At 41.2% G+C, this 19,777-nt stretch carries 27 protein-coding genes; 21 read left to right on the top strand and 6 right to left on the bottom strand.

The window, feature by feature from the left end:
• The first annotated feature begins 183 nt into the window (after window positions 1-183).
• The 18 genes from ACFVP7_RS19900 to ACFVP7_RS19815 all read left to right on the top strand — a co-directional run bounded on the left by ACFVP7_RS19900 (window position 184) and on the right by ACFVP7_RS19815 (window position 13,346).
• The gene (locus ACFVP7_RS19900; protein WP_003242876.1) at window positions 184-327 is read left to right on the top strand and encodes a hypothetical protein; all 144 of its coding nucleotides are present in this window, start codon (window positions 184-186) and stop codon (window positions 325-327) included.
• 233 nt (window positions 328-560) lie between these two features.
• Window positions 561-1,307 carry a protein-tyrosine kinase activator TkmA gene (gene tkmA, locus ACFVP7_RS19895; RefSeq protein WP_015251052.1) on the top strand — a complete coding sequence of 249 codons (747 nt, stop codon included), beginning with the start codon at window positions 561-563 and terminating at the stop codon, window positions 1,305-1,307.
• Window positions 1,297-2,013: a tyrosine-protein kinase PtkA gene (ptkA, locus tag ACFVP7_RS19890; RefSeq protein WP_015714839.1), complete on the top strand. Its 717-nt coding sequence runs from the start codon at window positions 1,297-1,299 to the stop codon at window positions 2,011-2,013. Before tkmA ends, ptkA begins: the two co-directional genes overlap by 11 nt.
• A 48-nt stretch (window positions 2,014-2,061) precedes the next feature.
• Window positions 2,062-2,826: a tyrosine-protein phosphatase gene (locus ACFVP7_RS19885; protein ID WP_014481136.1), complete on the top strand. Its 765-nt coding sequence runs from the start codon at window positions 2,062-2,064 to the stop codon at window positions 2,824-2,826.
• A 194-nt stretch (window positions 2,827-3,020) separates the two neighbouring features.
• Entirely contained in the window at window positions 3,021-4,343 is a 1,323-nt protein-coding gene (uglF, locus tag ACFVP7_RS19880; RefSeq protein ID WP_309530034.1) for a UDP-glucose 6-dehydrogenase UglF, read from the top strand.
• 203 nt (window positions 4,344-4,546) lie between these two features.
• Window positions 4,547-5,332 carry a YwqG family protein gene (locus ACFVP7_RS19875; protein WP_072173793.1) on the top strand — a complete coding sequence of 262 codons (786 nt, stop codon included), beginning with the start codon at window positions 4,547-4,549 and terminating at the stop codon, window positions 5,330-5,332.
• Window positions 5,333-5,381: 49 nt separating this feature from the next.
• Window positions 5,382-5,507, top strand: a complete 126-nt coding sequence (locus ACFVP7_RS19870) for a hypothetical protein (protein WP_119123079.1) — start codon at window positions 5,382-5,384, stop codon at window positions 5,505-5,507.
• A 216-nt stretch (window positions 5,508-5,723) separates the two neighbouring features.
• A complete protein-coding gene (locus ACFVP7_RS19865; protein WP_003242741.1) occupies window positions 5,724-6,146 on the top strand; it encodes a DUF5082 family protein in 423 nt (140 codons plus the stop codon).
• Between the two features lie 9 nt (window positions 6,147-6,155).
• The gene (locus ACFVP7_RS19860) at window positions 6,156-6,416 is read left to right on the top strand and encodes a YwqI/YxiC family protein (RefSeq protein WP_003221757.1); all 261 of its coding nucleotides are present in this window, start codon (window positions 6,156-6,158) and stop codon (window positions 6,414-6,416) included.
• 18 nt (window positions 6,417-6,434) lie between these two features.
• Window positions 6,435-8,399, top strand: a complete 1,965-nt coding sequence (locus ACFVP7_RS19855) for a T7SS effector LXG polymorphic toxin (RefSeq protein WP_326354106.1) — start codon at window positions 6,435-6,437, stop codon at window positions 8,397-8,399.
• 13 nt (window positions 8,400-8,412) lie between these two features.
• Window positions 8,413-8,925 carry an Imm6 family immunity protein gene (locus ACFVP7_RS19850; protein WP_257434331.1) on the top strand — a complete coding sequence of 171 codons (513 nt, stop codon included), beginning with the start codon at window positions 8,413-8,415 and terminating at the stop codon, window positions 8,923-8,925.
• A gap of 338 nt (window positions 8,926-9,263) precedes the next feature.
• Window positions 9,264-9,473: a hypothetical protein gene (locus ACFVP7_RS19845; RefSeq protein WP_257434333.1), complete on the top strand. Its 210-nt coding sequence runs from the start codon at window positions 9,264-9,266 to the stop codon at window positions 9,471-9,473.
• A 174-nt stretch (window positions 9,474-9,647) separates the two neighbouring features.
• The gene (locus ACFVP7_RS19840; protein WP_338731266.1) at window positions 9,648-10,154 is read left to right on the top strand and encodes a cytoplasmic protein; all 507 of its coding nucleotides are present in this window, start codon (window positions 9,648-9,650) and stop codon (window positions 10,152-10,154) included.
• Window positions 10,155-10,262: 108 nt separating this feature from the next.
• Window positions 10,263-10,628, top strand: a complete 366-nt coding sequence (locus ACFVP7_RS19835) for a hypothetical protein (protein WP_326354110.1) — start codon at window positions 10,263-10,265, stop codon at window positions 10,626-10,628.
• Window positions 10,629-10,668: 40 nt separating this feature from the next.
• The gene (locus ACFVP7_RS19830; RefSeq protein WP_021480768.1) at window positions 10,669-11,220 is read left to right on the top strand and encodes a hypothetical protein; all 552 of its coding nucleotides are present in this window, start codon (window positions 10,669-10,671) and stop codon (window positions 11,218-11,220) included.
• 76 nt (window positions 11,221-11,296) lie between these two features.
• Window positions 11,297-11,947, top strand: a complete 651-nt coding sequence (locus tag ACFVP7_RS19825) for a hypothetical protein (protein ID WP_338731262.1) — start codon at window positions 11,297-11,299, stop codon at window positions 11,945-11,947.
• Window positions 11,948-12,068: 121 nt separating this feature from the next.
• Complete coding sequence (locus tag ACFVP7_RS19820) at window positions 12,069-12,563, top strand: hypothetical protein (RefSeq protein WP_021480766.1); 495 nt, start codon at window positions 12,069-12,071, stop codon at window positions 12,561-12,563.
• 66 nt (window positions 12,564-12,629) lie between these two features.
• On the top strand, window positions 12,630-13,346 hold the full coding sequence (locus ACFVP7_RS19815; RefSeq protein WP_064671500.1) for an endonuclease V: 717 nt from the start codon (window positions 12,630-12,632) through the stop codon (window positions 13,344-13,346).
• 84 nt (window positions 13,347-13,430) lie between these two features.
• On the opposite strand, the gene ACFVP7_RS19810 is transcribed toward ACFVP7_RS19815, so the two are convergent.
• The gene (locus ACFVP7_RS19810; protein ID WP_338731258.1) at window positions 13,431-14,312 is read right to left on the bottom strand and encodes a LysR family transcriptional regulator; all 882 of its coding nucleotides are present in this window, start codon (window positions 14,310-14,312) and stop codon (window positions 13,431-13,433) included.
• A gap of 122 nt (window positions 14,313-14,434) precedes the next feature.
• Here ACFVP7_RS19810 and ACFVP7_RS19805 point away from each other — a divergent pair, with 122 nt between their 5' ends.
• Together ACFVP7_RS19805 and ACFVP7_RS19800 are read left to right on the top strand one after the other, a co-directional pair.
• The gene (locus tag ACFVP7_RS19805; RefSeq protein ID WP_338731256.1) at window positions 14,435-14,980 is read left to right on the top strand and encodes a flavodoxin family protein; all 546 of its coding nucleotides are present in this window, start codon (window positions 14,435-14,437) and stop codon (window positions 14,978-14,980) included.
• The gene (locus ACFVP7_RS19800; RefSeq protein ID WP_160244542.1) at window positions 14,977-15,198 is read left to right on the top strand and encodes a hypothetical protein; all 222 of its coding nucleotides are present in this window, start codon (window positions 14,977-14,979) and stop codon (window positions 15,196-15,198) included. Before ACFVP7_RS19805 ends, ACFVP7_RS19800 begins: the two co-directional genes overlap by 4 nt.
• Window positions 15,199-15,224: 26 nt before the next feature.
• Here ACFVP7_RS19800 and chrA read toward each other — a convergent pair whose 3' ends face one another.
• Genes chrA through chrS form a run of 3 tightly spaced genes read right to left on the bottom strand, consistent with a single transcriptional unit; the run spans window position 15,225 to window position 16,841 of the window.
• Complete coding sequence (gene chrA / locus ACFVP7_RS19795) at window positions 15,225-15,761, bottom strand: chromate resistance efflux protein ChrA (RefSeq protein ID WP_021480764.1); 537 nt, start codon at window positions 15,759-15,761, stop codon at window positions 15,225-15,227.
• Window positions 15,758-16,351, bottom strand: a complete 594-nt coding sequence (gene chrB, locus ACFVP7_RS19790; RefSeq protein WP_015251064.1) for a chromate efflux transporter subunit ChrB — start codon at window positions 16,349-16,351, stop codon at window positions 15,758-15,760. The genes chrA and chrB overlap by 4 nt, the downstream gene beginning before the upstream one ends.
• A 13-nt stretch (window positions 16,352-16,364) precedes the next feature.
• Window positions 16,365-16,841 (bottom strand): chromate efflux transcriptional regulator ChrS, encoded by a 477-nt coding sequence (gene chrS / locus ACFVP7_RS19785; protein ID WP_014478181.1) that lies wholly within the window; start codon window positions 16,839-16,841, stop codon window positions 16,365-16,367.
• A 213-nt stretch (window positions 16,842-17,054) separates the two neighbouring features.
• On the opposite strand from chrS, the gene ggt reads away from it, so the two are divergent.
• Entirely contained in the window at window positions 17,055-18,632 is a 1,578-nt protein-coding gene (gene ggt, locus ACFVP7_RS19780) for a gamma-glutamyltransferase (RefSeq protein WP_396582763.1), read from the top strand.
• Window positions 18,633-18,636: 4 nt separating this feature from the next.
• On the opposite strand, the gene ACFVP7_RS19775 is transcribed toward ggt, so the two are convergent.
• Both ACFVP7_RS19775 and ACFVP7_RS19770 read right to left on the bottom strand, forming a co-directional pair.
• Window positions 18,637-18,972, bottom strand: coding sequence for a DUF4181 domain-containing protein (locus ACFVP7_RS19775; protein WP_128738312.1), 336 nt, complete (start codon window positions 18,970-18,972; stop codon window positions 18,637-18,639).
• A gap of 178 nt (window positions 18,973-19,150) precedes the next feature.
• The gene (locus tag ACFVP7_RS19770; RefSeq protein ID WP_003227852.1) at window positions 19,151-19,768 is read right to left on the bottom strand and encodes a flavin reductase family protein; all 618 of its coding nucleotides are present in this window, start codon (window positions 19,766-19,768) and stop codon (window positions 19,151-19,153) included.
• Between the last annotated feature and the right edge of the window lie 9 nt (window positions 19,769-19,777).

Below are 19,777 nucleotides of genomic sequence, written 5' to 3'. Positions count from 1 at the left end.
TCACGTAATAAAAAGATCCAATTTCTCTATTATATCGCAACACATCGGCCTTAAAAAGTTTTTCCTAAAAAAGGACATAAAAAATGGGATGTGTCGAATGATGTATTAGAGATTGCAAATTGATAACCAGCATCATATAATAATCGTGTTTTCAACTTAATGGAAGCTGAAAGGAATAAAAAGATGAGTGAAAAGAAATTGAATCAAGAAGAATTTCTGAAAATTTTGATGCATGCACATGAAATTGGTGAGCAGTCATCTGAGATGACGACGAAGGAAATGCTTGAAAATTTGATTTCTCATATTAAAAATGGATATGCAACATAAAAATCCCGCACGCCTTTAGCGGGATTTTTTTATGCGAGATGACGTGACTGCACGAATAAGAGAAAATGAGCCACCACTGTCAACACAGTAAATATAGCGCTTACATAAAAAAGAGTAACATAACGTTTTGTAAAAAAATGTCGAATTATGTCACGTGAAAAGCTGGAGAAATGCGGTTTCAACGTTGTATAATCGTAGATGGAAAAGGATGTTATAAGAGATTTGGAGGTATCATGGGAGAATCTACTAGCTTAAAAGAGATATTATCAACGTTAACAAAACGCATACTTTTGATTATGATTGTAACCGCAGCTGCCACTGCTGCCGGCGGACTCATTAGTTTCTTCGCACTTACACCCATCTATGAAAATTCAACTCAGATTCTGGTCAACCAATCGAAAAATGAACGAAAAGAAGTCCAATTTAACGATGTCCAAACCAATCTTCAGTTAATCAATACGTACAATGTCATCATTAAGAGCCCTGCCATCTTAGATGAAGTCATTAAAGAAATGGGCCTGTCGATGACATCCCAAGAACTGAATGACAAAATTACCGTATCCAGCGAACAGGACTCCCAAGTGGTCAACATATCAGTCAAGGATGAAAACGCGGAAACAGCGGCTCATATTGCCAATACTATAGCATCTGTTTTTCAAGACAAAATCACATCCATTATGAATGTTGACAATGTCAGCATTCTGTCAAAAGCCGAGGTTTCAGAACATCCGTCCCCTGTATCGCCAAAGCCGCTTCTAAACATTGCCATCGCGTTTGCGGCCGGATTGGCGGGAAGCATCGGACTGGCCTTCCTGCTTGAGCATTTGGATAATACGATCAAATCGGAAGAGCAGCTCGAATCCTTGCTGGACATACCTGTTTTAGGGACAGTTTCCACCATTGCGAATGAGCAGAAAACAGCAAAGACCTTACAGGGTTTCCAATCTGAAAAAACGGGGAGTGGACATTTTGGCGCTTAGAAAAAGCAGAGACTCGCGGATGCGGAGAAATGTCATTGCAATGACAGAGCCGAAATCCTTGAACTCTGAACAATATCGGACGATTCGCACGAATATAGAATTTGCTTCAGTGGACCGGCAAATGAAATCAGTCATGATTACATCGGCTTGTCCGGGGGAAGGAAAATCAACAACGGCCGCCAATCTGGCTGTCGTATTCGCCCAGCAGGGAAAAAAAGTGCTCCTGATTGATGCTGATTTGCGAAAACCAACAGTACATACTGCCTTTTTTCTTGAAAATACGGTTGGCTTAACATCTGTTTTATTAAAGAAAAGCTCTATGGAGCAGGCTGTACAAGCATCGAATGAAAAACATCTTGACGTGCTGACGAGCGGCCCGATCCCGCCAAACCCGGCCGAGCTTCTCTCCTCGAAGTGGATGAAGGAGCTTGCATACGAAGCGTGTGCGGCATATGATATGGTCATTTTTGATACGCCGCCTATTCTTGCCGTAGCAGATGCACAGATTTTAGGCAACGTGGCAGACGGTTCTGTTCTGGTTATTTCAAGCGGGAAAACAGAAAAAGAACAAGCCGCAAAAGCGAAAGAGGCGCTTGAAACGTGCAAAAGCAAGCTCCTCGGGGCGATTATGAACGGCAAAAAGCTTTCGAAGCACTCTGAATACGGATATTACGGAAACAAGGACAATTTCATGCAAAATAAATAACGTGCATCGTGCCCGTTATTTATTTTTGCGAAAAAAGGGGGCTAGGACATGATCGATATTCACTGTCACATTCTTCCCGCAATGGATGACGGGGCAGGTGATTCGGCCGACAGCATAGAAATGGCAAGAGCAGCTGTTCGTCAGGGAATCCGGACGATCATTGCGACACCTCATCATAACAACGGTGTGTATAAAAACGAGCCAGCCGCAGTCAGAGAAGCAGCAGATCAGTTAAACAAACGTTTAATCAAAGAAGACATTCCTTTACATGTGCTTCCGGGACAGGAAATCAGAATCTACGGCGAGGTGGAACAAGACCTTGCCAAACAGCAGCTGCTTTCGCTGAATGATACAAAACACATCTTGATTGAGTTTCCGTTTGATCACGTTCCCCGATATGCGGAGCAGCTTTTTTATGATTTGCAGCTGAAAGGATATATTCCGGTTATCGCCCATCCTGAACGCAACAGGGAAATTCGCGAAAACCCGTCTTTGCTGTATCATCTTGTGGAAAAAGGAGCAGCATCTCAGATTACTTCAGGAAGTCTTGCGGGGACCTTCGGCAAGCAGCTGAAAGCATTTTCTCTCCGGCTGGTTGAAGCCAATTTGATCCATTTCGTAGCCTCAGATGCCCATAATGTGAAAACGAGAAATTTTCACACCCAAGAGGCTCTTTATGTTCTAGAGAAAGAATTCGGCTCGGAACTTCCTTATATGCTGACGGAAAATGCAGAGCTTCTCCTGCGGAATCAGACCATCTTCAGACAGCCTCCGCAGCCGGTCAAAAGAAGAAAATTGTTTGGTCTTTTTTAACAGCCGATTCTCATTTCACCACTTTCTTTTTGAGAGCGATATAATAGTGTATTGTATGGTTGAATCACATTTCAGAAATCTGTACAGGCTGTACCCGACAGGCTATGCGGGAGATCATTCGCATTCATGATAGGATGTTCTCATACGATATTACGGAAGCTGCAAAGCAGCAATTTAACTGTTGGAGGGAAACAATGAATATAACAGTCATCGGAACAGGCTATGTCGGTCTTGTGACAGGTGTTTCTCTTTCTGAGATTGGACATCATGTAACCTGCATTGATATTGACGCTCACAAGATTGATGAAATGAGAAAGGGCATTTCCCCCATATTTGAACCAGGTCTTGAAGAGCTGATGAGAAAAAATACAGCTGATGGACGGCTGAACTTTGAAACGAGCTATGAGAAAGGCTTGGCACAGGCAGACATCATTTTTATAGCGGTCGGCACACCGCAGAAAAGCGACGGGCACGCCAATCTGGAGCAAATTACAGATGCGGCCAAACGCATCGCAAAGCATGTCAAACGAGATACAGTCGTGGTAACGAAAAGCACAGTGCCCGTTGGGACAAACGATTTGATTAATGGACTGATCACTGAACATCTAGCGGAGCCTGTCAGTATTTCGGTCGCATCCAATCCAGAATTTTTACGTGAGGGGTCGGCGATCTATGATACCTTTCATGGTGACAGGATCGTGATCGGGACGGCCGATGAGAAAACAGCAAATACGCTGGAGGAGCTTTTCCGTCCGTTTCAAATCCCGATATACCAAACGGATATCAGAAGCGCCGAGATGATCAAATATGCCTCAAATGCTTTTCTGGCCACTAAGATCAGTTTTATAAACGAAATTTCGAATATATGTGAAAAGGTCGGCGCCGATATTGAAGCAGTCGCGTACGGGATGGGACAGGATAAGCGGATCGGGAGCCAGTTTTTAAAAGCGGGCATAGGCTACGGCGGCTCTTGTTTTCCAAAGGACACAAACGCCCTCGTGCAAATTGCCGGCAATGTCGAGCATGATTTTGAACTGCTGAAATCGGTTATCAAAGTCAACAACAATCAGCAGGCGATGCTGGTTGATAAAGCGCTGAACAGGCTCGGCGGGGTGACGGGAAAAACGATTGCCCTTTTAGGCCTGTCATTTAAACCGAATACCGACGATATGAGAGAAGCGCCGTCAATTGTTATTGCAGACCGTCTCGCTGCGCTCGACGCCCGTATTAGAGCCTACGATCCCATTGCAGTCGGCCATGCAAAGCATGTTCTCCCGCAAGCTGTTGAATATAAAGAGACGATCGAGGAAGCTGTCAAAGGTTCTGACGCCGTCATGATTTTAACCGACTGGGCTGACATTAAACAATTCCCGTTAGCGGCTTATCAGGATTTGATGGAAACGCCGCTCATATTTGACGGCAGAAACTGCTACACATTGGATGAGGCTTTGGCTTCAGGAGTGGAGTATTATTCTGTCGGACGGAAGGCGGTTGTTCCGTCAGGTGCAATTCAATAGTTGAAAAAGAAAGGCTGGTTGCGCACCAGTCTTTTTTTCATCTATTGCGGGGTGCTGAATACATTTGCTACTATTTAACTATTGTTTGGAAAATTTTGCAGAAGTAGGGCTTCTTTAAACATTCGTTTGAAAAACATTAGAAGAAAACCAGAAAATAAAACCTTCCAAAAATAATTGGAGATGCCGGAAAAGGAGAGAATCTGATGAATCATCTACCCGAAAAAATGAGACCGTACCGCGACTTGCTGGAGAAATCAGCGAAAGAATACGTGAAACTGAATGTGAGAAAAGGGAAAACAGGACGATATGACAGCAAAATTGCCGGTGATCCCTATTTCCCCAAGCATGAAACATACCCGACTGATGAAAATGGACAGCCAATGAAGCTTCTGGCACAGATTAATTTCTCGCACATTCCCCAGCTTGACGGCTACCCTTCTTCAGGTATCCTGCAGTTCTACATTTCTGTTCATGATGACGTCTATGGATTGAATTTTGACGATCGATGTGAACAAAAGAATTTCAGAGTGATCTATTTTGAAAATATCGTAGAAAACGAAGACGAGCTTGTTTCTGATTTTTCATTTATCGGCACAGGCGAATGTGATTTTCCAATTTTATCAGAAGCGGCAGTCGAGCCTGTGAAATCTTCGGAATGGGTGCTGCCTACAGATTTTCAATTTGAGCAGTATACGGGCATGGAAACAATGGAGTTCTTTGGTCAGTTCGGCGAGGATGAAGAGGACATTTATAATGAACTGGCTGAAAACGGATTTGGCCATAAAATCGGCGGATACGCTTCTTTTACCCAGCATGATCCACGGGAATACGCATATAAAGAACACACCATCATGCTTTTACAAATTGATTCAGACGATGATATCGATTCAATGTGGGGAGACGTCGGCATCGCCAATTTTTTCATCACACCTGAAGATCTAAGGAAAAAAGACTTTTCAAACGTTCTGTACAACTGGGACTGCAGCTAATACAAGCTTTTGATCCAAAGGGTCAGAAGGGGGGAATAATAGAAGCCAAATGACAAAATCAGACATGGCCGACCAGATGAAGAACATAAACATGAACAATAAGCTCAGCGCCGAAAGAGGCAGATCAACAACATCTGCCTCTTTCAAGTGCCTTTATAACTATGACATTAGGTGATTTCATTTTATAAAACGCTTTTATTAGCTGTATAACGAACAAAAACAAGATCAAATACCTACATTTCAAGAGCGTTATATGCCTAAATTAAGCCATTTACCCTATTTAAGCCGCCTTCTGGCTATTTTAAAATATAATATATGGAAATAAAGTATGGAAAAGTCTATCTTCATCAGCCCCTCCATACGACTTTTTGAGTATTAAGAGGTGATTCAGATGGGTTATGAAAGTATGCTAGCGGATATCAAAAGTTCGCTCAACGGAAAAATTTCCGACGTGGAAGACAAGATCGAAAAGCTGAAAAAAGCAAAAAAGGACATAGACACACTGCAAGAAGAGGCAATCACTGAAATCAAAGAAATTGTGAAACCGGAATTGGGCAAGCATTGGACGGGAACAAAAGCCGATGATTTCGACAAGGGAAGAGAAGAGGCGAAATCGGAAGCATCCAAGATTGTGAATGATAAATATAACGAGTATATGGCTTCGATTAACGGGAAAATTTTTGATCTTGAATGGGATAAAGCTAAATATGCATCGGAATTGTTCATAGCAAATGGTGCAGCAGATCTTCTTAAAAAGGGAGAAGAGTTCGCGGAAGAAGTCGGAAATACAATTAGTAAACTAAAATGGTGGTGATCTTTTTTTATGTCAGAAATTAAGCTGAAGTACGACACAGTCATCAAAACATTGGATTCTGTCAAAGATGCGCTTGCTGACGTATCAATCGGCGCCGCAGGATCCAACGGAAAAAACAGCCTCGATTATACGAAAAAATACCATGAGCGTGAGGAGAACATCAAAACCATGCTCGGAGATTACAAAAAAGCGGTACAGAAAAATATCGAGGATACAAAGGATAACGTAGATTCACTCAAAGAGCAGGACGAGGCGATAGCGGTAAAATAGAACAGAAAGGGCAGTGCGATGAGTAAAGTATTTGAATCAAAATCTTTAATCGAAGAAGCGAAGAGCAGAAAAAAGCAATATGAGACGCTTGAAGAGCAGCTGAATACGCTGAAAAAAGCGTTTCAGGGAGTTGCAGATTTAGGCGACAATTTTAAAGGAAAAGGCGCGGACAATATTAAAGATTTTTTTCAGGGGCAGGCTGAAATCGTCGACAGCTGGCTGACGCTTGTCTCTGCTCAAATTGCGTTTTTAAACGGCATTTCAGGAGATATTAAAGATCAAGAACTCAATGATTCATATGTGGAAACTTCATTTTTGGATCATGAGCTGCCCAATGGAGACCTGAAAGCTTCAGAGATTGTCTCCGCTCATAAAGAAGAAATCGATTCTATTTTGTCAGGCATCAGCGATATTATTGATCTCGACATGTACACGCTTGACGAGTATGCAGATAAGATGGGCGATGCCCAAAAAGTCAGACGTGACACGATCACAGCTGTCGATAAGCTTGATGAATCCCTGACCACTGAATATCAAAATTTAGAATCTCTGGACAACGCAGTGCTCACCAAATATTCTGTTCTCATGCAGGCCACCAGCAATGGGAAGAGCGCATCCCCTATGTACTATGACAAAAAAGCCTTCCACAGCAATGAAGTTTACAAAAGCGTGATTGAAGTAGAAAATCAAGGAACAACCTATATTGATGCAAAATCCCAGCAAGCAGAAGCAAGACGTCTCCAGGAAAAAGCCGAGGAAGAAGCAAACAAACCGTGGTACGAAAAAACATGGGATGGAGTTTGCAACTTTACTGGAGAAGTCACTGGCTATTATGATTATAAAAGAGCAACCGAAGGCGTTGATCCGGTTACCGGAGAAAAACTCTCCACCGCAGAGCGTGTGACAGCAGGAGCTATGGCCGCTGCCGGATTCATACCAGTCGTCGGCTGGGCAGGCCGGGCCTTCAAAGGCGGAAAAGCCATCTACAAAACCGGAAAAGCAGCTATCGCTGCTGAACACGCATTAGATGCCTACAAAACAGGCAAATCCTTAGACATTCTCAAAATGACTGAAATGGGTGCATACGGCCTTGTTGCGTCAAACGGATTCTCAGAAGCCGTCACGGGACGGGATATGTTTGGAAACAAAGTGTCTGAGGAGAAGCGGAAAACGGGTGCGCTGGAAGCGGCATTGAGTTTGGTTGGTGCTGGTGCATTGGCGAAACATATTGATAAAGGCATCCCGCTTGCTAAATCGCCACAAGTAGCAAAAGTTGAAAAAGGGAGAAAGATTCTAGATCAAGTAAAAGAATTCAAAGTGCCGACGAATGTAAAAATTCGTGTCCACAAGACTGTCACACCGGATGGGACAACTTTCCCAATTGTTCACGCTGATGTGAAAACGAAAGCTGTGAAAGATCTTGGGGTTGTGAAGATGGCGAGTAATGGTAAGGCTACGGGTAAAAGAAATAACATTGATATTGGTAAAACTGATCTAGATGAACTGAGAAAGAAATGGAATGTTCCAGAAACTGAAACAATTGCAGTTGGAAAGACAGATATAAAAGGGTTAGAAGGTTTGACTTTTAAAGGAGGTTCGCCGAAAGTCCGAAAGGAAGCTGGATTACCTGATTTAGATGAAGTAATGCCTAACAGGAATATTAAAGCTCCAGGGAATAACCCATTGTTCACTAGGCATGCAGAAGAAGGAGTTCTGAATGAATTTGATTCAGCAGTAATAAAGGCAGGTATAAAACCAGAAGATGTAACGGGAACATTAAGACTTCATCAATCGAACCCTTCCGGTGTATGTAGAAAGTGTTATCAGGGGTTGGCAAACGATAAAGTTCCGCCTGGTGTGTTAAAACAATTAAGTTTAAAATACCCCAATCTGAAAATTGAAGTAACATCGGAAGTGGATGAAAGTATTAAAGTAACTGGAAGGCTTAATTTAATGATTAGAAATGGAAAGTATATTGAATAGTTGGAGGTTAATTATGGAAAATGCGAATTTTGGTAGTTTAACAGAAGATGGTAAAGTAATATTTTTTCTTGGACTTTCAGAAAAAGTTTTGACGGTATTTTCTCAAAAGGAAGATCAAGTTTTAGCCCAGGAAGTTATATATAAATGTTGGGATTGGCTAAAAGATAAAGAAAATATAGGGGATATTCTTTATGAGTTACTAGATAATGAGGAAAATGGGATAACATTACTTCAAGAGATGTCAGTTAATGAAACGGATATAACAGCTTGGAACTGTATTATAGATGCAGTTGCTTATACTAGTAGAAAAGCATATGAAAGAGAAGGCGTCAAATATTATCCAGAACCTATTGCTTTAGTTGATGATACATTAGTAGACCATTTTATAGATTGTTTTACAGAATGCGTAGATAATGCAGATAGTTATATTAGAAAAATGAATATTTTATTGGATGAATACAAGAATGGGAACAATGGGAGAGATTTACGGACAGAGGTTTTAAAGGAACTTCAAATACAAAACTAATTATTTATTCAATTGAAAAGGATGTTTGCAGTTAATAGTTGCAGGAATTCCTATGCATAGAAAAAAGCACTTGATTTCCTTTTAGGCAACAAGTGCTTTTGTTTTTTACAGAGTAGCTATGCCTGAAACAATTAAAAATGCTACTTGAAATAGATAATTCTGTTGGCTGTGCCTCACGAAGTACGTAGAGATCCTCAAAATGTGAAATGAGTGCATGCTGCCTTGTTGCTTCAAACGAATTCTCTGAAACTCTGTCACAGGGATAGATATGTTTGGATACTAGATATTATGAAATATAAAGAAGCCTATAAAAGAAAGAGAGTAAAGGAGAAAATAAAATGTCAAAAGATGATAGCTTGGTAATAATAAATGAAAACTTTAAAAAGGAGGGTAGTGAAGAAGATATAGAAGGATTAACAATAATGATTGACGGGGTTATAAAGCAGGTTTTTAATAAAATTAGAAATGAAAGAAATTATAACAGTAATAAGGAAGTAATGAGAGATATTATATTTGAAGGAATTAATAGTATAGTTAAAAAATCTTAAGATATTATTGAATTCTACTAAGAATAAATAAATGTTTTCGATAAGTTTGTTTTCCACCTTGATTAGCTACTGAGGCCTTTCGAGGTTTTTTATTAGATGAAAAATTTAAAAAGGCAAAACAAATAGCTTAGCAAAGGTGGGGGGTAAAGGAATTATGTGAAAGGTGGTAAATAAATGAGTAGTTACGGTGAATATAGCGATTTAGTGGAAGAGGTAATTGACTTTATTAAGCGCGGAGAATTATTTAAGAATAATAATTGGAATTTGTCTGATATTACACTTATAGAAGATTTTGAGATAGCGCAACAATTAGCATGGTCTCAAGACACTGATGAAGTTGAAGTAGTTTGGCAAGATGTAAAATCAAATGAAAGCGGACAGTTGTTGGGTATAATTTTAAATGATGAGCACTTAAAAACATTAGATGAAGAATTGTCGAATATTTTCAATTCTGATGATAACTATTCTGAAGATTTCATTCCTATGGATTTTTGGGATATTGCTGAAGAAGTAGAGTCAGATCTGTATAAATGTGCAATAAATCGTCTAGTAAACGGTAATAAAGACAATCTTTTTGAGAAAATGTTTCAAGTGTATAAATCAGGCGGATGGCCTTGTGGATGGAAAGGTATATATCCTGAAGGTCAATTAGTCGCTTTTATACCCCCTAAAGATGAATAATTAGTGTATTTAATTGGGGTGCACCCAGGAGATTGAACCGGAATTTATAGCATTGAACCTTATAAAAAATAAAGTTTAGGAAATTAATAGTTACTGACAGAGGTTCTCATGGTAAGAAAACATATTAAATTAGATGTTCCAAAAGCTAATATAAATCCCTTAAGAATAACACAAGGTTGGAAAGTAAATTATAATCATTTTGTTGAAATAGATCCAAGAACATTAGAACCGAATGATGATTCCTGGTTTTTGTTCACAGACAGTTTGTTGCAGCTTTATCATGAACAATCCTCAATAACGCTTGATTTAGGCTGGGTTCCTGACATTTCTCCTGAAGGTAATTATCTGGTTTTACTAGTCAAAGATAATGATTGGGAAGATCCTATTAAAGAATTTTCATCAGATGACTATAAAAAAGTGATTTTATATATTGAATATCATTTAAAACAAGTAACAACTACTTGGTGGAATTAAGTTTAATGATTCTTAATTATGGATGGAATGGTTACTATTTATGGAACATGGAATCAGGTTTATTAATGAATATCCTGAAATTGGTGAGTTGCTTCATCGTCTATTTGTGAATAGGGAATTAGACGAATGGTACAAGAACAAATGCGCAGAGAAAATAAAAGTACCTGATGAATTTAATCAAATAAAAGGTTTGAAAAAAATTGAAGTTAGAGATTTAAACAATCCTTCAGGAGAAATCAATATCCTCTTGCAAGATCTTTCTGGGCAAAATGGATTTCATTTAGAACAGCAAATCAATATGAAATTATCTAAATTGGTTCCTGTTTATGTATTAGATTATAGTTATTCCCTAAGACACGATTTAATCGACGGCGCTTATGACATTGTAGGCACCGCTGAATCTTTAGAATTCATTCAGGGAACGAACTATATTAATAAAATAATGCAAGAGAAAGGGTTTATTGAACTCAGTTATTTATATGATTACTACGATACTGTGTATGAGTGGAGTGAATTGCCGCATATACAGCCTTTCAACAGGAGATTAACATTAGGAGATGCCTTGTTTACTGATGTATTAGAATTGCTATAGTTAAAAACTTGCCTTGTTGTCATCGGCATGTTTTTTTATAGATAGTATAACAATATGGAGTGCAAGGAGAAGCGGGATGGAAAGAGACCATATTTCTCAACTGCAGCCATTAAAAATCTGTGATGGCTGGTCTGTAGTACTGAACAATTTATGTTCAGAAAAAAGAATGCAAGAAAAATGTGAATTACTAATACTACAAAATGAAAAACGTAATGCTGTTATGAAGGCAGTATATGAAAATAATCAATACCATATCAAAGTAGCTGGCTTAAAAACAGATAAGATTTATGAAGATGAGTCTTTTAATGAGATAGAACAATTATTAGAAGAGTTAGAATATCAAATCTGGAGTGTGGGAAGCGGGGTTTTAGAGAGTTTGCAGCCACTAAGCCAACAGATTCCCAATTATTTAAGGCTAAAGATACCGGCTGATTGGACTGTTGATTATATTACATTAAAGGATACTGATCCTAAGACGCTAGAGGCAAATAACGATGCTTGGTTATTTGACTTTAATCAAGATCTCCTGCAGATTTCTCATAAGACAAAAAATTTGCTGCTTGACGTAGGGTGGTACCCAGAAGGTGATCCAGCCGGAAGCTATGGGATTGAACTGATAAAAAACGAAGATTGGGAAAATCCTTTAGAGGATATTATGTGTACTGAACTTAAAGAATTAATTAAACAATTGGATTATATTTTTATGAAAGAAATGAAAAATGAATAGTAATAAAAAAGCAGGTAGCACTATCTGCTTTCAATTTAACGTAATAGTAAGAAAGGAAAAAGACACTGGGGAGAAGTGGTAACGCTACAGTTGTTCTTTAGGTAAGGTGGTATAATAAGTAATGAAATACGGACATTATCATAATCAGGTAAAAGAAGTTATTGACTTTTCCAAAACCTTTAAAGTAGTTACATCAGAAGATATTTCTTATTTTACTAAAATTATTAAAGATAAAGAAAAAGCTAAATACTATGCTTATGAAGCTGAATTTGGTGAAGATGAATATACGTGGAATGATTTAAGAGAAAATGAAATGAGTGAAGTGTGGGACAAATATTACCAACTAATCGATGATCAAAAGCCACAAAATTTAGACATATTACTAGATGTTTTTTCTGTAAACGTCAGAAGCGCTATGACTGAATTAAATACTTTTTTTGAAGAGATCGTAGCAGACCTAAATAATTGTGCCATAAATAGAGCAGTAAACGGGATAACAGACAATTTTTTTGAAAAGCTTTTTAAAATTTATAAAGCGGGTTATTTTCCATGTGGTTGGGATGGAGATTATCCTAATGGGAATTTTATCGCCTTGAAAAAAGGTTATAAGCAATAAAGAAATCAGTCTATCGAAATGCAGGAAGATAGTGAGAAGACTATTTTAAGAGGGGAAACAAGTAAAATGGAAATACATCAAATACACGATTTTCATCTAAAAGATGAATCGGATTTTGTTCAAACACAACAATCCCTTAGAAATCGTATCAACCTATCCCACACGATCCATCCCAACTCCATCAACACCTGCGCAGGCGTCGATCTCGCCTATTGGGAGCAGAACGGAGAACCATACGGAGTGTGCAGTATTATCGTGATTGACGCTGATACAAAAGAAGTCATTGAAAAAGTGCATAGTATGGGGAAAATCAGCGTACCGTATGTTTCCGGTTTTCTTGCGTTTCGCGAGCTGCCTTTGATTATCGAGGCGGCGAAAAAGCTGGAGACGGAGCCGGATGTCTTCTTGTTTGATGGCAACGGATATCTGCATTACAATCATATGGGCGTTGCCACCCATGCGGCTTTTTTTCTGGGCAAGCCGACGATTGGGATTGCGAAAACCTATCTCAAAATCAAAGGCTATGATTTCGTGATGCCTGAAAATGAAGTCGGTGCATACACCGATATTCTCATTGACGGCGAGGTATATGGCCGGGCGCTGCGAACGCGGGGGGACGTGAAGCCTATTTTCTTGTCTTGCGGTAATTATATTGATTTAGACAGCAGCTATCAGATCACGATGAGCTTGATCAATCAAGAAAGCAGGCTGCCGATCCCTGTCCGCCTGGCTGACCTTGAGACGCATGTTTTGCGAACGTTTTATCAGAAAAATCACGTGTAACACTTGGGGCTCTAAGTCATCAAGTGTTTTTTTTGTATGTGTGTGCCCTGGTCTCAAAAACCTTGTCGTCCTTGTGGAGAGGTTTTATTTGAATGTTTTCCGTGTCAAATCGATAAAAGCCTTTAATGGCGCAGACATCCACTTGTCCTTATGCCATGCTAATTGAGTGAAAACGGGGCAATCGCTCTGCCAATTGAGTTCTTTCATCCGGCCTGCTGCAATATCATCTTTTACTGTCATTTCAGGCAAGATTCCAATCCCAAGTCCGGCCATCACGCATTGTTTGATGGCTTCTATGCTGACGAATTCCAATTTGTTAGGATAGATACCGGAGTCATGCAAATTGTTCTCAAAGAGCGTGCGGTACGAGCAGCCGTCCTCTGTCAGCAGAAGAGTTTCGTTTTGAAGATCCTTCAATGTTACTGGTAAATCCGCAGGAAAAGGATGGTCATTAGCAGCCACCATTTTGATCTCATCCTGAATCAAAGATTCAACGTGCAGTGCGTCTTCCATCCGGTTTACATCCAAGATGAAGGTGATATCAAGCTGGCCCTGTAAGAGCTGTTCTTTCGCTTGTTCATTGGAGAAATATGGTTTGAATATGAGCTTTACTTGGGGAAAAGCCTGTTTAAATTCTTTTATGATAGGGGGCAGGCGGTATGTGCACTGGCTTTCCGTCGCCCCGATTTTTAAGGTTCCGGTTGTTTCTCTTACTTGATTTGTGGCCATTTTCGCTTCTTCTGTTAACGCAATGATCTTCTGTGCATAAGATTTGAACGTTTTTCCTGCTTCTGTCAAGATAAGCCGCTTGCCGAGCCGTTCAAATAAAGGCGTCCCAATTTCTTCTTCAAGTGATTTGATCTGAGAGGTAACGCTTGATTGTGCATAATTAAGCATTTTGGCGGTTAGGGTGAAGTTTACATGTTCTGCCGCCGTAATAAAGGTGATCAGCTGCTTCAATTCCACTTGTTCTCTTCCTTTCTAAATCGGTTTTAGCGATTGGATTAATCGAAATAATCATCTGTATTGATTGATGAATCCATTATAAGATGAAGAAAATCATTCGTAAACAAAGGAGCAGATGCATCATGAAAATTGCGGTTATTAACGGCGGAACTCGGTCTGGCGGAAATACGGATGTTCTTGCGGAGAAGGCTGTTCAAGGATTCGATGCGGAGCACATTTATTTGCAGAAATATCGAATTCAGCCAATTGAAGATCTGCGTCACGCCCAAGGCGGCTTTCGTCCTGTTCAAGATGACTACGATTCTATCATTGAACGGATATTGCAGTGCCATATTCTTGTATTCGCCACCCCAATTTATTGGTTTGGCATGTCAGGGACATTAAAGCTGTTTATTGATCGCTGGTCACAGACGTTGAGAGATCCAAGATTTCCTGATTTTAAACAGCAAATGTCAGTGAAACAGGCATATGTAATAGCAGTGGGCGGAGACAATCCAAAAATAAAAGGGCTGCCGCTGCTTCAGCAATTCGAACATATTTTTCATTTTATGGGAATGTCCTTTAAAGGCTATGTGCTGGGAGAAGGCAATCGTCCAGGCGATATTCTTCGTGATCATCAGGCGCTGTCCGCTGCGAGCCGCTTACTGAAAAGAAGCGATGCGATATGAAGTTTTTGCTGTCGGTCATTGCTGGCTTGCTGATTCTTGCACTCTATTTATTTTGGAAGGTCCAGCCTCCTGTTTGGATACAAGTTGAAACCAATTCGTCCCAGTTGAAGCAATCTGTGAGAATGGCAGGAACCACGCTGCAAGTCAAGCACATCATCAAGAGTGACGCAGGAGAAGAAACAGCTGTCATATCAAACGGCATTTCTGGGCCAAAATAAAAAAGCACCTGTCCAGGTGCTTTTTTCTATAAATGAGGGATCACAAGGCCCCCATATAAAAACGCCGCAATAATCAAAAATGCCGGATGCATTTTGAATTTTGTCATGGCAAGGAGCGAAATTCCCGCAATCACGATCGATTGGACCCAGCCGATCGCTTTGATGCCGTCTGCGCCGATTTGCCAGGTAAGAATGAGCATCATGACCGCGATGACAGGCTGGACGGACAGCGTCATGCCTTTGATGACAGGTGATTGGCGGAAGCGCTGGATGATGCGCAGCAGGACGATCAATGCGAGCGCCGACGGTACGACGGTTGCGATCAGGGCAATTAGGAAGCCGGGCCACCCGCCTGCGCTGTAACCGACATACGCAGCGATTTTCGTGGCGATCGGGCCCGGCAATGCGTTCGCAAGTGCGAGCATATTTGAGAATTGATCGTTTGAGAGCCAGCTGTATCTGTTTACGACTTCTTCAAACATTAGCGGGATAGACGCAGGTCCGCCGCCATATCCCAATAGGTTTGCGATAAAAAACGCCATAAATAAATAGATCGATATCATGAGGCTGACATTCCTTTATCTTTTGAATGTTTATTTGTGATTTTGTCTTTCAGTTTAAAATGAAACGCCCCGTACGCTAAGAAAATGATAATGACAAGGCCGGGATTAATCTGTAAAGTTTGCAGGCCGATAAAAGCGATGATAAAAAACAGGATGCCGGTGACCCAACCGAAACCTTTTAGCGCTTTTTGGCCAAACTCGTACGCCATGATTCCGAGCATTACTGCAATTACCGGCGTGACGGCACCAATCATGCCGGCAACAATTGCTGAATGGCTTAACACATTTACAGCCGCAAACAAGCCCACCATCGCAAGACATGTAGGCAGAATGTGGGCGAGGGTCGCCACAACTGCACCTAATGTGCCTTTTAGCTTAAAGCCCAGATAAGCAGCCATTTTGGTGGCAATCGGTCCGGGAAGCGCATTAGCGATTGCTAATATTTCTCCGAATTCATCATCGTCAATCCATTTATATTTATTGACCGCTTCATGGCGGATCAGCGGAATCACAGAAGGTCCGCCGCCGAACCCTAATATGCCGGTGCGAACCATTGCGGCTGTCATATCCCGATAAGGATGGTTTTTCATTCGTTTCTCTCCTTTACAGCTTCATTCCCATACGGCTTTTGTATCGTTTGATCAGCATCTGGCAATCAACACTGACGACGCCTCGCAATGGATACAGCCGTTTTGTTAAAAATTCTTCCATTTCTTGATCGTTGGCAAAGATCCCATGCATATGCAGCTTGCTCGGGCCTGTCATGTGATAAAGGCTGGTGACCGCAGGCTCTTCCTCAAGCTTAAGAGCGACCTCTTCTAAAAATTGCGGTTCTACCTCGACATTGAAAAACACGGAAACATGAATGCCGATTTTAGCGGGATTGATGACAGCGGTGAATTTTTCAATCACACCGGCTTCAATTAATTGGTTGATACGGGCCTGGACGGCGACCCGTGATAAATCGACTCTTTTGCCAAGATCCGTATAAGAAATTCTGCCTTCTTCATGCAAAATCGTGAGAATTTGTTTATCAGTCTCATCAAGTACAAGGTTGGGGATTTGATATTCATGACTCAATTGCTCCACCTGCTTCTGTAGCCTTTTAGCAATCATTTTATCATAAAAGTTACGTATCGAAATAATAATTTTTCATTTGTTTTCGAAATGAATGCGAAAATATCTTATTATTTGCGAAAAGAAGAAAATTCGTCAGTTTTTCTGCCGGATCAGTAGATGTGAAAAATCAGGCTCCCTATACTGAAGAAAATTTCTTAAAAAAGGGGACTTGTGATGAACAAATCTGTCATCGGTACAAAGCAAATGGTCGTCAGTCCGCATTACCTCGCTTCTCAAGCCGGAAACCGCATACTGGATAAGGGAGGCAACGCGTTTGACGCTGCTGTTGCGGTGAGTGCTTGTCTTGCGGTTGTGTATCCGCATATGACCGGACTTGGCGGGGATTCCTTTTGGCTGACCTTTCACCAGGAAACAAAGGCAGTAAAAGTCTACAATGGCAGCGGCCGTTCAGGAAAAAACGTAACGAGAGATGTATATAAGGGAAAAAGCGCGATTCCGCTGCGGGGGATTGACAGTGCCATTACCGTGCCGGGAATGGTTGATAGCTGGGATGCGGTCCTGAAGGAGTACGGGCGTCTGTCTCTTGCAGATGTATTGGAGTCCGCACGCGATTATGCCCAAAATGGGTTTCCTGTATCAGCTGATCAGTGTCGTCACACAGAAAAGAATATTGAATTGCTGGCTTCCACGCCTTACACGGCTGACATCTTCACGAGAAGGGGCAAAGCACCTGTCCCGGGAGAGCGGTTTGTGCAAAAAGAGCTTGCAGACAGTCTGAACTTGATTGCTGAAAAAGGAAGAAGCGCATTTTATGAAGGAGATCTCGCTCAGCGGATTGTCTCACATTTACAGAATAACGGCAGTTACATGACAATCGATGATTTTAAAGCGCATCGGGGTGAGTGGGCAGCGCCTGTATCAAGTGATTATCGAGGATACAGTGTGTATCAGGCGCCGCCGAATTCTCAGGGATTTACCGGTTTATTAACACTGAACATTTTGGAAAACTATGATTTCACCCAAATCGAGCACGGTTCATTTGAGTATTATCATGTGCTTGTGGAGGCGTTGAAAAAGAGTTTTGTAGATCGGAATGCCTTTTTGACTGACCCTGCGTTTGCTGACATTCCGCTTGAAAGGCTTTTAGATAAAAATTATGCGAAACGATTGGCGGAAGAAATCGGCTATCTGGCAGAACCGGCAGAAAGCAGGCCGGTGGGAAGTGATACGGCATATGCGGCCGTAATCGATGCGGATGGCAACGCAGTGTCATTCATTCAAAGCCTGTACTTTGAATTTGGCTCGGCAGTCACTGCCGGTGATACAGGCATATTACTGCAAAACCGCGGATCATTTTTCTCACTGGATGAAAATCATGTCAACACGCTTGAACCGAGAAAGCGCACCTTCCATACGCTGATGCCGGCTATGGTCTGTAAAGGCGGAAAGCCAAAAATTCTGTACGGCACACAAGGCGGCGAAGGCCAGCCGCAGACCCAGACGGCCATCATTACCCGAATGCTGGACTACGGAATGCATCCACAGCAGGCAATCAGCGAACCGCGCTGGGTATGGGGCAGAACGTGGGGAGAGGAATACGAAGGTCTCAGAGTCGAGGGCAGATTCACAGACAAAACAATCCAAAAACTGAAAGACAGCGGGCATCTCGTGGAGGTTGTCGGTGACTATGATCCGCTGATGGGACAAGCAGCTGCAATCAAAGTTGATGAAGAAGGCTTTCTCCAAGGCGGAGCCGATCCTCGGGGAGACGGAGCGGCTGTGGGGATTTAAATAACTATAGGGTACAAATATAAATCAAAAGCACAAACATAAGGGAGACCTCTACAATGTGGTACATATACTGTTTATCTTCAGGTCTATAATGCCACTCCATAAAAATTCGTATTGAGTCAATCACAATAAAAAATAAAAGAAGCAAATATTCAACTGGAAAAAAGGAGAGTGAAAACACAAACAAAATAAGTAAAGTGATTTCGATCCATTTGTGTGTATTGCTGACATGCTTATATCGCCAGCCGGATTTATCAATACCGTATTTTTTCTTTATAAAAAATTGAGAGGCGAGACTGATGGTAATAGCGATCAGCATTAAAATCCAAAAGTTTGTCATTCCAATTCCTCCTCATCTACCTTTATACGAAGAAAAAGGAAAACCGTTTCATAAAAGAACACCCCGAGCTTACTCTGGGTGTTCTTTTTTTTGATACTTTTTCAGTTTTTTACAGGCGTTATTTATGTAATCATAAGGTCTTTTTGACTAGTTTCTTCTATTTAAATAGTCCTTCTCTTCAGCTGGGACGAATCAGTGTGAATTCTTCCCCCAGCTTGGCATAGTGATTTCCCGCCAATCGTGAGGCAGGCTTTAATTCATCCGTTAAAATATATCCCTTTTCTGCATCATACACCTTTTCATCTAGGTGGAAGCAGACAACTCTTCCGATGAGCAGATCTGCTGTAGTGATGCCTTGATCATTGTCAAAGGTAATATGCCGCTCTAATTTGCACTCAAAGCGAACGCGGGCTTCCTTAATGCCGGGAACTGAAACAGCTTTGCTTTCAACAGGATGAAGCGAGGTGCGTGTAAGCTCGCTTTCATCCGGCCTTAAGCTTGCAGCTGTTTCATTGATATCTTCAATGATGGCTTCATCACTGACATGAACGACAAATTCTCCGTTCTCCACTGCGTTTCGCGCTGTATCTTTTTGGCGTCCTTCCGTCCTGTTAACAGAAATACTGAGAAGCGGAGGATCTGAGCTGACGACGTTATAAAAACTGAAAGGCGCGGCATTGACCGCTCCTCCTGAAGAAAGTGTTGTCACAAATGCAATGGGGCGGGGAATAACGGTACCTGACAATAGCTTGTATGTGTCTTTGGCACTAAGCTGATCAGCTTGAAATATGTACATAGCAACAAC

The organism is Bacillus sp. SG20033 (assembly GCF_044570195.1).
Taxonomy (GTDB): Bacteria; Bacillota; Bacilli; order Bacillales; family Bacillaceae; genus Bacillus; species Bacillus subtilis.
The sequence above is the reverse complement of the archived record's forward strand: the minus strand, read 5'-3'. Positions and strand labels throughout refer to the sequence as shown.